The sequence below is a fragment of the Streptomyces malaysiense genome (assembly GCF_000980885.2).
Taxonomy (GTDB): domain Bacteria; phylum Actinomycetota; class Actinomycetes; order Streptomycetales; family Streptomycetaceae; genus Streptomyces; species Streptomyces malaysiense.
In genome coordinates this window covers 1-11,103 of the sequence record NZ_LBDA02000176.1, presented here as the reverse complement: position 1 = coordinate 11,103, position 11,103 = coordinate 1, and the positions used below count along the sequence as shown (strand labels likewise).

8 protein-coding genes and 2 pseudogenes are annotated in these 11,103 nt (G+C 75.7%); 7 read left to right on the top strand and 3 right to left on the bottom strand.

What is annotated here, in order from left to right:
• Both rsgA and VT52_RS34765 read left to right on the top strand, forming a co-directional pair.
• Positions 1-693 (top strand): ribosome small subunit-dependent GTPase A (rsgA, locus tag VT52_RS34770; RefSeq protein WP_071387768.1); only part of this gene is annotated, 693 nt, incomplete at its 5' end.
• Between the two features lie 156 nt (positions 694-849).
• Positions 850-3,693 (top strand): SpoIIE family protein phosphatase, encoded by a 2,844-nt coding sequence (locus VT52_RS34765; protein ID WP_420856329.1) that lies wholly within the window; start codon positions 850-852, stop codon positions 3,691-3,693.
• A 70-nt stretch (positions 3,694-3,763) separates the two neighbouring features.
• On the opposite strand, the pseudogene VT52_RS34760 reads toward VT52_RS34765, so the two are convergent.
• Positions 3,764-4,287, bottom strand: a pseudogene (locus VT52_RS34760) (GNAT family N-acetyltransferase).
• 136 nt (positions 4,288-4,423) lie between these two features.
• Between VT52_RS34760 and VT52_RS34755 the strand changes: the two are divergent.
• Together VT52_RS34755 and VT52_RS34750 are read left to right on the top strand one after the other, a co-directional pair.
• The gene (locus VT52_RS34755; RefSeq protein WP_206306697.1) at positions 4,424-5,818 is read left to right on the top strand and encodes a DNA-3-methyladenine glycosylase 2 family protein; all 1,395 of its coding nucleotides are present in this window, start codon (positions 4,424-4,426) and stop codon (positions 5,816-5,818) included.
• The gene (locus VT52_RS34750) at positions 5,815-6,291 is read left to right on the top strand and encodes a methylated-DNA--[protein]-cysteine S-methyltransferase (RefSeq protein ID WP_046423982.1); all 477 of its coding nucleotides are present in this window, start codon (positions 5,815-5,817) and stop codon (positions 6,289-6,291) included. The genes VT52_RS34755 and VT52_RS34750 overlap by 4 nt, the downstream gene beginning before the upstream one ends.
• Here the strand turns inward: VT52_RS34750 and VT52_RS34745 are convergent.
• A complete protein-coding gene (locus VT52_RS34745; protein ID WP_046423985.1) occupies positions 6,288-6,902 on the bottom strand; it encodes a TetR/AcrR family transcriptional regulator in 615 nt (204 codons plus the stop codon). The genes VT52_RS34750 and VT52_RS34745 overlap by 4 nt on opposite strands.
• A 104-nt stretch (positions 6,903-7,006) precedes the next feature.
• Between VT52_RS34745 and VT52_RS34740 the strand changes: the two genes are divergently transcribed.
• Positions 7,007-7,984: an alpha/beta fold hydrolase gene (locus VT52_RS34740; RefSeq protein ID WP_240510031.1), complete on the top strand. Its 978-nt coding sequence runs from the start codon at positions 7,007-7,009 to the stop codon at positions 7,982-7,984.
• A gap of 180 nt (positions 7,985-8,164) precedes the next feature.
• Positions 8,165-9,388 (top strand): GDSL-type esterase/lipase family protein, encoded by a 1,224-nt coding sequence (locus tag VT52_RS34735; protein WP_046423989.1) that lies wholly within the window; start codon positions 8,165-8,167, stop codon positions 9,386-9,388.
• On the opposite strand, the gene VT52_RS34730 is transcribed toward VT52_RS34735, so the two are convergent.
• Positions 9,366-10,355: a helix-turn-helix transcriptional regulator gene (locus VT52_RS34730; RefSeq protein ID WP_046423990.1), complete on the bottom strand. Its 990-nt coding sequence runs from the start codon at positions 10,353-10,355 to the stop codon at positions 9,366-9,368. The two genes, VT52_RS34735 and VT52_RS34730, sit on opposite strands and share 23 nt — an antisense overlap.
• 375 nt (positions 10,356-10,730) lie before the next feature.
• Here VT52_RS34730 and VT52_RS39315 point away from each other — a divergent pair.
• Positions 10,731-11,103, top strand: a pseudogene (locus VT52_RS39315) (protein phosphatase 2C domain-containing protein); the annotation flags it as partial.

Below are 11,103 nucleotides of genomic sequence, written 5' to 3'. Positions count from 1 at the left end.
CGCTTCCTCGCCCTCGCGTGGGAGTCCGGGGCGCAGCCCGTGGTCGTGCTTACCAAGGCCGACCTGGTGACCGATCCGGTCACCCTGGCCCACCTCGTCGAGGACGTGGAGAACACCGCGCCCGGCGTGCCGGTGCTCGGGGTCAGCGCGCACTTCGGCGACGGGCTCGATGTCCTGCGGGCCCTCGTCGGCGGCGGCACCTCGGTGCTGCTCGGCCAGTCCGGCGCGGGCAAGTCCACGCTGGCCAACGCGCTCGTCGGCGAGGACGTGATGGACGTACGGGCCGCCCGGGACGTCGACGGCAAGGGGCGGCACACCACGACCACCCGCAACCTGCTCGCCCTGCCCGGCGGCGGGGTCCTGATCGACACCCCGGGGCTGCGCGGCGTCGGCCTGTACGACGCCGAGGGCGGGGTCGGACAGGTGTTCGCCGAGATCGGTGAACTGGCCGAGCGGTGCCGTTTCCACGACTGCGCCCACGAGAGCGAACCGGGCTGCGCGGTGCGCTCCGCGGTGGACGGCGGGGAACTGCCCGTGCGCCGCCTGGAGAGCTACCGCAAGCTGGTCCGTGAGAACCAGTGGATCGTGGCCAAGACCGACGCCCGTCTGCGCGCCGAGATCCGCCGCGACTGGAAACGCAAGGGCGCCGAGGGCCGGGCCGCGATGCAGGCCAAGCGGGGCCGCTGGACGTGACCGCCGCGGACGGGGCCACCCGGGCCCGCTCGGGTGGCCCCGTCCGTACGCCTCGCCTGCCCGGTCGGCCCGGCCTGACCGGCATCCGCGCGTTTGCCGGGAAGGCCGCGCTGTGTCCCCCTCCTCTGCCTCCTCGGTGAATGCTAGAAATGCATCATGAAGAAGCGTTTCGGCCTGTTTTCGGGGTGGGACGCTTCCGCCCCGGTCGGAGCGTCCCCCGCTGCCGCCGACTCCGGTCGGCCCAGGTGGCTGCCGTCCGGTGCCCGGAGCGTCGCCGGACAGATGTTCGTGCTCCAGTTGATCATCCTGCTGCTGTTCGGCCTCGCGGCCGGCACCGTCCTGGTGATCCAGGCCAAGCAGGCCGGGGTGAACGAGGCGCGGCAGCGCACCTTCGCCGCGGCCGCCGGCTTCGCCCACGCCCCCGGCACGCGGGCCGCGATGAACTCCCCGGACCCCTCCGCCCTGTTGCAGCCCCGCGCCGAACAGGTCCGCAAGGAGACCGGCATCGACTACCTCGTGGCGTTCAGCCCGGCCGGTATCCGCTGGACCCACCCCAACGTCAACCTCATCGGCAAGCATGTGGTCGGCAACTACACGCAGCCGCTGCACGGACACCCGCGCACGTTCACGCTGACCACCCCCATCGGCGTCGCCGTGGAGTCCACCGTGCCCGTCATGGGCGCCCACGCCAAGGTCGTCGGACTGGTCACCGCCGGCATCACCGTGCGCAACATCCACCAGCAGGTGGTCCGGCAGCTGCCCCTGCTGCTCGCGGCCGGCGGCGGCGCGCTGCTGCTGGCGACGGCCGGCATCGTCCTGGTCAACCGCCGGCTGCGACGGCAGACCCGCGGTCTGGAACCGGCCGAGCTGCGCCGGATGTACGACCACCACGACGCCGTGCTGCACGCCGCCCGCGAGGGCGTCCTCATCGTCGGCGCCGACGGCACCCTGCTGCTCGCCAACGACGAGGCCCGGCGCCTGCTCGGCCTGGCCGAGGACGCCGAGGGCCGCCGGCTCACCGACCTCGGGCTCGCGCCGTCCCTCGCCGCGCTGCTGTCCGCCACCCGCCCGGCCACGGACGAGGTGTGCGAGGCCGGCGACCTGCTGCTCGCGGTGAGCGTCCGCCCGACCGCGCCGCAGGGCTGCCGGCCCTCCAGCATCGTCACCCTGCGCGACACCACCGAACTGCGGGCCGTCGCCGGGCGCGCCGCCGTCGCCCAGCGACGGCTGCGGCTGCTGTACGACGCCATGAGCAGCATCGGCACCACCCTCGACGTGGCGCGCACGGCCGAGGAACTGACCCGGTTCACCGTCCCCCGGTTCGCCGACTACGCCTGCGTGGACCTGCTCGACTCGATCCTGCGCGGTGGGGAACCCGAGGGCACGATGATGCGTCGTACGGCCCTGGCCGGCATCGACTCCGACCACCCGCTGTACCCCGTCGGCACCCTCGTGGACTTCGCCTCCCAGACCCCGCAGGCCATCGGCCTCGGCACCGGCGCCCCGGTCCTGGAGACCGACCTGCGCGAGGACGGCGGGTGGGAGCAGAACGACCCTGACAACGCGGACCGCATCCTCGCCCACGGCATCCGCTCGATGCTGGTGGTGCCGGTGCGCGCCCGGGGCGTCCTCATGGGGGTCGCGAGCTTCTGGCGCACCGTGGACGCCGAGCCGTTCGAGGCGGAGGACCGGGCGGTCGCCGAGGAACTGGTCGCCCGTGCCGCGGTCGCCATCGACAACGCCCGCCGCTACACCCGTGAGCACACCACCGCCGTCACCCTCCAGCGCAGCCTGCTGCCGCGCGGCGTCCCCGACCAGTCCGCGCTGGAGGTGGCCTACCGCTACCTGCCCGCGCAGGCCGGGGTGGGCGGCGACTGGTTCGACGTCATCCCGCTGCCGGGCGCCCGGGTGGCCCTGGTCGTCGGCGACGTCGTGGGACACGGGCTGCACGCGGCGGCCACCATGGGCCGGCTGCGCACCGCGGTGGCCAACTTCTCCGCGCTCGACCTCGGCCCCGACGAGCTCCTCGTCCACCTGGACGAACTGGTCAGCCGCATCGACAGCGGCGAGCGGGGCGACGCACAGGGCGCGGGCGACGGGGCCGACGGGCCGCTGCGGGACGGGCGGGTCGCGCGCGACGGCATCGCGAACGTCACCGGAGCCAGCTGCCTCTACGCGCTCTACGACCCGGTCGCCGGGCGCGTCACCATCGCGCGGGCCGGCCACCCCGGCCCCGCCCTCCTCCTGCCCGACGGCACCGCCACCTACCCCGACGTGCCCGTCTCCCCGCCGCTGGGGCTCGGCGACGGCATGCCGGTGGAGACGCTGGAGCTGGAGCTGCCGGAGGGCTCGTACCTGGTGCTGTACACCGACGGGCTGCTGGAGGACCGGCAGCGGGACCTCGGTACCGGCCTCGACCTGCTGCGCGACACCCTGGCGGACTCGGCAGGGCGCGGCCCCGACGCCCTGTGCGCGGCCGTCCTGGACGCGGTGCTGCCCGCCCGGCCGATCGACGACGTCGCCCTGCTGGTGGCCCGCACCCGGCTGCTGGGCCCCGACCACGTCGCCGAGTGGGAGGTGCCCCGCGATCCGGCGGCCGTCGGCCCGGTCCGCGCCGAGTGCGCCGCCACGCTGGAGACATGGGGCCTCGGGGACGTCGGCTACACCGCCGAGCTGATCCTCAGCGAGCTGATCACCAACGCGGTCCGCTACGGTTCCCCGCCCATCCGCGTCCGCCTCCTCCACGACCGCGGCCTGATCTGCGAGGTCGCCGACGGCAGCAGCACCGCCCCGCATCCGCGCCGGGCGGCGGCCACCGACGAGGGCGGCCGGGGGCTGTTCCTCGTCGCCCAGCTCGCCTCCCGCTGGGGCACCCGCTACACCGCGCGCGGCAAGGTGATCTGGGCCGAGCTGTCCCCGCAGGAGGACGGCCCGGCGCCGGTCGCGGGCCCGGACGCGGACAGCGCGGACGACATCCTGGACCAGTGGGAGAGCATCTAGCGCGGCCGGCCGCCGGTGCCCGGCGGGCCGTGCCGTGCGGGATGCCGGGCCCCGCACGGCACAGCCGGGGTCAGATGCCGAACGCGGCGGCGTAGCGGACGGTTCCGCCGGGCAGCGGGTGTCCGGGTTGGAGGCTGAGTGCCATCAGGGCGTCGTCCGGGACCTCGACGGTCAGGCCGATTGCCGTGCTCCGAGGCGCGGGTGAACCCGAACCGGGGGTAGTAGGCCGGATGCCCGAGGACGACCACGTGGTGTTCGCCCAGCGCCCTCGCCGCGGCCGGGGCGGCAGCGGATCGCCGCGGTGCCCGCGCCGATCCGCTGCCGCTGCGGCCGGACCGCACAAGGAGCCAGGCACAGGGCCGGCGTGGTGCCGATGTGGCACCGGGTCAGCAGCGCGTGCCCCACCGGGTGGTCGGACTCGTCCACCGCGACGAGGGAGAGGCCGTCGATCCAGGCGGCCGGATCGGCGCGCAGGGCGTCGACGAGGCCGGCCTCGGCAGGGGTGGGGAAGGCGGTGAGGTCGATGCCGCGGATGGCGGGAATGCCGGCGCTGGTCTCGGCGCGCGAGACCCAGATGTCGTTCAGCGCGGTCATCGGCCTCGCCTCCCGCGTCCTGCCTCCCGCTTCCTCGGCTCCCGAGCGCACACGAACCCGGCAATGGCACCGGGCCGGCTCCGTGTCCGTTTTCCGCCAGCCGGTGTCCGGGCGGCGCGCCACACTGGAACCCGTGATGGACGAGGACAGCAGGTACGAGGCGGTGCGCAGCCGGGACGGACGGTTCGACGGCGCGTTCTTCTTCGCCGTCGAGACGACCGGGATCTACTGCCGGCCCAGCTGCCCCGCGGTGACCCCCAAACGGCGCAACGTGCGGTTCTACCCGACGGCCGCCGCCGCCCAGCGCTCCGGGTTCCGGGCCTGCCGGCGATGCCGGCCGGACGCCGTGCCCGGCTCGGCGGAGTGGAACGTGCGGGCGGACGTCGTCGGCCGGGCCGTGCGGCTGATCGCCGACGGCGTGGTGGACCGCGAGGGCGTCGCCGGGCTCGCCGCGCGGCTCGGCTACAGCGCCCGGCAGGTGCAGCGGCAGCTCACCGCCGAGCTGGGCGCGGGACCGGTGGCACTGGCCCGCGCGCAGCGGGCGCACACCGCGCGGCTGCTGCTCCGGACCACCGATCTGCCGGTCACCGAGATCGCGTTCGCGGCCGGGTTCGCCAGCGTGCGGCAGTTCAACGACACGGTCCGCGAGGTGTACGCGGCGACGCCGACCGAGGTGCGCAGGGCCGCCCCGCGCGGCGGCGCCCGCCGGGCCGCCGACGGCACCGGCATCCCGCTGCGCCTCGCCCACCGGGGTCCCTACCAGGCCGCCGCCGTCTTCGACCAGCTCGCGCGGGAGGCCGTGCCGGGGGTCGAGGAGGTCACGGGGCGGCCCGGCGCGCGCACCTACCGGCGCACCCTGCGGCTGCCGTACGGCACCGGGACCGCAGCCGTCGCCGAGCGCACCCGGGCGCCGCGCGCGGGCGGCGGCACGCGTCCGGGCGGCTGGCTGGACGCGCGGCTGCGCCTCACCGACCCGCGGGACCTCACCACCGCCGTGCAGCGGTTGCGCCGGCTGTTCGACCTGGACGCCGACCCGTACGCCGTCGACGAGCGGCTGAGCGCCGATCCCCGTCTCGCCCCCCTGGTCGGGGCCCGCCCCGGGCTGCGCGCCCCCGGCTCCGTCGACCCCCTCGAGGCGGCGGCCCGCGTACTGCTGGGCCCGGCCGGGTGCGGGTGCCTGGTCGAGGAGTACGGCAAGACCCTCGACGTCCCGGACGGCGCCCTCACCCGCCTCTTCCCGGAACCGGCGGCGCTCGCGGGGCGGACGGACGTGCCCGCACCGCTCTCCGCGCTCGCCGCCGCCCTCGTCGACGGCACCCTCCGGCTCGACCCCGGCGCGGACCGGGACGAAGCGCAGCGGGAGTTGCTCGCGCTGCCGGGGATGGACGCGGCCGGCGCCGCGCTGATCCGGGTCCGCGCGCTGGGGGACCCCGATGTGACCCCGCCCGGGGTCCAGGCGCCCGACGCCTGGCGCCCCTGGCGGACGTACGCCGTACAACACCTACACGTGGCAGGAGAGCCGCCCCGATGACCGCCGGAAGCTACACCCACCTCGACACGCCCCTCGGCCGGCTGCTGCTCACCGCCGACCCGGACGGCACCCTCACCTCGCTGCACTGCGCGCGGGACGTCCCGGCGGGACTGCGGGAGGACCCGGAGCCGTTCGCCGAGGCGCGCGAGCAGCTCGACGCCTACTTCGCCGGTGAACTCCGTGCGTTCCGGCTCCCGTCGCGGGCCCCCGGCACCGAGTTCCGCCGACGGGTCTGGGCCGCCCTCGACGAGGTGCCGTACGGCACCACCCTCACCTACGGCGAACTGGCCGCCAGCATCGGCGCCCCCCGCGCCGCCGTCCGCGCCGTCGGCGGCGCCCTCGGCGCCAACCCGCTTCTGATCGTGCGCCCCTGCCACCGCGTCATCGGCGCCGACGGCTGCCTGACCGGCTACGCGGGCGGCCTCGACCGCAAGATCCACCTGCTCACCCTGGAGGGCGCGCTCGACGGCTAGGGTCCGGCCGCCGGCCGGAAGACGCGGTCCAGGTGGTACGCCAGTACCGCCGCGGCCGATTCCGCGCTGCGCTGGCCGACCAGGACGCCGGTGCCGAGGCCGGCGGACATGGCCAGGAGGCCGGCCGCGGCGGCGGCGGGGTCCGTGCCGGGGAACAACAGGCCCGCGTCGGCGGCGCGCCGCAGGAGGGCGGTGACGGTCGCCTCCGCCGCGTCGGGGTCCTTGATGAAGGGCTGCGCGGCGAGCGCCTCGTCGGTCACCGAGAGGACGGCGTAGGAGGTGTAGAGGTGGTGGAACGTACGGCTCTCCGCGTCCACCGGCAGCGCGGCCGTCAGCAGCGCCTCGATCACCTCCCGCGGCCCCGGATCGGGGCCCGCCGCGGCGATCCGAGCGGACACCCGCTCCCCGAACCTGACCGCCAGTTGCTGCAGCCCGAAGAGCAGCAGCTTCTCCTTGGACTCGAAGTAGTACTGCACCAGCCGCAGCGACACGCCCGCCTCCGCGGCCACGTCGCGCATCCCCACCGCGTGCAGCCCGAGCCGCCCCGCGGCCCGCACCAGTGCCTTTGCGATCTCGGCCCGCCGCTCGCCGTGGTCCACGCGCCTGGGCATCGTCGGCCCTCCTCCGCTCCCGCACTCCGGTCGTTTTGATGGTACAGCCGTACCATCTACGTGGTACGTTCGTATCACGAAAATCGACTGCCCCGGAGGTGGCCGTGTCCGAGCCCGCAGCAGCAACCCGTCCCCCGGCCGATGTCGGCCGCTACGTCAGCGACGCCTGGCGCGAGCGCTACTTCGCCGCCTGTGACGCGCTCTACGCGCTGGGCGCGCCCGCGTCCCGGGAGGAGGACGTGGAGACGTCCTTCGGCACCACGCACGTCTACCGCTACGACCCCCCGGCCGCCCCCGACGGTGACGGTGACGCGGCCGGCCGTGACCGCATACCCGTCGTCCTCGTGCACGGCGCCGGCAGCTGCTCGGCGATGTGGTACCCGAACACCGGCGACCTCAGCGCCGAACGGACCGTCTACGCCCTCGACACCCCCGGCGATCCCGGCCGCAGTGTCCAGCGCGCCGCCATCCACGAGCCCGAGTTCGCCGCCCGGTGGCTGGACGAGACCCTCGCCGGTCTCGGCCTCGACCGGGTGCACCTGGTCGGCAGCTCCTACGGCGGCTGGCTCGCCCTCAACCAGGCGCACCGCAGGCCCGACCGGCTCGCCTCGGTGACGCTGCTCGACCCGGGCGGCCTGGAGAAGGTCGGAGCGCGCTTCTTCGTCTGGATCTTCGTCAGCCTGTTCGCCACCTTCGCGCCCAAGCCGTTGCGGCCCCGCCTCGCGTCCTGGCTGGAGCAGCCGGTCCTGGTGGTGCCCGAGCTGCGCAGGATGATCCGGACCGGTGTGCGCGCCTACCGCATCCGCCGGCCCGCGCCGAAGCCGCTCACCGACGCCGAACTGGCCACCGTGCGCACGCCGTTGTACCTGCTGCTCGGCCGGCGCAGCCTGCTCGTGCACCCCGACCGGCAGGTCGAGCGCGTTCCCCGGCTCGTCCCTGGCGCCCGCGCCGAGATCGTCTCGGGTACCGGTCACGGCCCGCAGATCGACCACGCCGCGGCCACCGACCGGGCGATGCTGGACTTCATGGCCGGCGTCGAACGGGCCAGGGCCGCGGCGCGGACTCCCGGAGTCCCCGGCTGAGCGCTCCCGGCCGCCACCCCCGCGTCAACTGATCGCCCCGGCGCCCCGGGCGCCGCGCCGAGCTGTCCCGCCTCCTCGGGCATTGGTCCGAGCGGGTGGAATCACGGCCGACTTGCGGCGACGCGGGCCGTCACTGTGGCACGGTCGCCTCCGGCGGATCGCGGGGAAGGGCGGGCACACATGGGCAAGGTCGGACGGGTCCTGACGGTTCTGCTGCTCGCACTGGCCCTGCCGGGCACCCGGGCCACCGCCGGCCTCGCCGCCGCACCCGGCGGCGCGCACACCACGGCGCGCTGGAGCGGCAGTTGGGAGGCGGCGCCGTCCGGGACCACCGCCGCGAGGCCCGGCGCGGCCATCCGCAACGTCGTCCGGCTCAGTGTCGGCGGCACCGCCGTGCGGGTCCGGCTCAGCAACCGGCTCGGCGCCGAGCCGCTGCGGCTCGGCGCGGTCACCGTGGCGCTGCGCCGGGCACAGGGGCCGGACGCCGTGCCCGGTAGCCTGCGCGCCGTCACCTTCAAGGGCGCTCGCACCACGACGATCCCGGCGGGGCGGGACACCGTCAGCGACCGGGTGCCGCTGAGCGTGCCGGACGCCGCCGCCCTCCTCGTCACCGTGTACACGCCCGAGGACGACGGCCGGGCCACGTACCACGCCACCGCCCTCCAGACCAGCTACCTGGCCCCCGAGGGCGCGGGCCACGCCGATGACACGAGCGGGTCGTCGTACAGGACGATCATCAAGTCCTGGTACTACGTGAGCGGGGTCGACGTCCTCGGCCGCGCCTCCGGCAGCGTCGTGGCCTTCGGCGACTCCCTCACCGACGGCAACGGATCCACCCCCGACACCGACCGCCGCTGGCCCGACCGGCTCGCCGCCGGGCTGCTCGACCGCGGGCTCGGCGTGCTCAACGCCGGGATCAGCGGCAACCGGCTGCTGCGCGACGGCACCGGGCCCAGCGCCCTCTCCCGCCTCGACGCCGACGCCCTCGACCGGGCCGGGGCGCGGATCCTCGTCGTCTTCGAGGGCATCAACGACATCAAGGGCCTGCCCGCGGCGAACGACCCCGCCGCCTACGCCGACGCCTACCGCACCCTCGTCTCCCGCGCCCACGCCCGCGGCATCCGGGTCGTCGGCGTCACCCTCACCCCGTTCCGGGGCTACGCCGCCTACACGGACGGCCGCGAGGACGTACGCCGGCGGGTCAACGCCTTCATCCGCACCGGGGGCGCCTTCGACGCGGTCGCCGACGCCGACGCGGCCGTGCGCGACCCCGCCGAGCCGACCCGGATCCTCCCGTCGTACGACCCCGGCGACCATCTGCACTTCACCGACGCGGGGATGGCGGTGGTGGCGCGGACGGTGGGCAAGGCGCTCGGCGGGCTCACTCCGGCCGGCCGCGGGTGACCCAGCCACGCTCATGGGCGTGCCAGCCCAGCTGGAGCCGGGTGGTCACCCCGGCCAGCTCCATCAGCCGCTTCACCCGCCGCTGTACGGTGCGCAGGCCCAGATCCAGCTGCTTGGCCACGCTCGCGTCGGTCAGCCCGGCCAGCAGCAGCGACAGCACCTCCAGATCGGTGGCGTCCGGGCCGTCCGGCACCTCCTCGGCCGCGCCGGCCGCGTTCAGCCGCAGCGGCAGCGCCTCCCGCCACACCGACTCGAACAGTGCGGCCAGCAGTTCGAGCAACCCGCTGGCGTGCACCACGAGCGCGGCCGGCTCCGCGCTGTGCGAGGTCAACGGCACCATCGCAAGCGAACGGTCGGCCACCACCAGCTTCGTCGGCACCCGGTCCGCCGTCCGCACCCGCTCGCCCCGGCCGAGCGCCTCGGCCAGCCCGCCGAGCGCCTGCGGCAGATCGAGCACCGCCCGCTCCACCACCACCCGGTAGCGCACCCCGCGCCCGGTCGCCTGCGCCTCCGCCGCGTTCTCCGGCGCGGTCACCGCCACCGGCTCCCCGGTCACCAGCGCGCACACCTCCTCGGCCGCGCCCAGCTGCAACTGGAGGAAGCGCTGCGCGACCGCCGAGGCTCCGGTCACCACCTCCACGAGGTCGTGCACCGCGGGCTCGGCCGCCGCCGCCATGTACTCCCGCGCGAGCAGCGCCGCCGCCAGCTCCGCCTGCTCCAGTTCGTGCCGCTGCCGGGTGAGCAGCGCGCCCAGGGCCACGGCGGGCGGCGCCGCCACCCAACGGCCGGGCCGCGCCGAGGAACGGGCCGCGAGCCCGTGCCGCTCCAGCCCCCGCAGCGCGCGCTCGGTGTCCCTCACCCCCAGCGTCAACCGCCGCGCCAGATCGGCCACATCGGCCGCGCCCACCGCCACCAGTGCCCGGTAGGCCGCCTCGTGCCCACCGTCCAGACCTATCGCCGTCAGCATCCGCGCCCTTCCCCTGTACACCCCGAGTACGTACAAGCCACCTGAGTACACGGCGTCCCGTGTACCGGCCGTCCGGAAACAGGCCGTCACGGAGGGCCGCGGCTGGCGGGAACCAGCCACGGCGTAAACCCGCCGCCGCCATCATCGCCGTATCACAGGCACGTCTGCCAAGGTGGGCCTCGGTACGGCGGCCATCGGTGCGCCGCGATCCGGCCATCCACCGGGTGGCCGACACAGTCCGGTCCATGAGGGCCGCGCACGCCGCCGGACGGTCCCCCCGTGGGGGGCGGGACCGTCCGGCGGCCGTTCACCATTTCGCGGCCGGAATTTCCCGATGCGCCGTTTTCCCCGCGCCCGCGTGGTGACAATCAGGGCATGAGCCAGCAGGGGGGAAGGCCCACCGCCCGTCCCGAGGACGACTGGTGGGGTCAGCTGTACGACGACGCCGCCGGGGACGCGGGCCCGACGGCCGCGCCCGACTCCCTCGACGACCGCTTCACCTCGGTCCGGGACACGGTGCGGGAGAGACCGGGGGCGGGCGATGCTCCGCCGCCCGAGGACCTGGACCCGGGTGGGTTCCCGTCCCCGGCCGAGGTCCCGGGCCCGCCCGACGGCTCGGCTCCGCCCGGCGGCCCGGGGACACCCGTCGCCCCGGACCCCGCCGACGCCCCCACCCCGTCCGGCACACCGAGGCCCCCCGACACCCCCACCCTCCAGGTCCTCCCCGTCCAGCCGGTCCGGTCCGGCC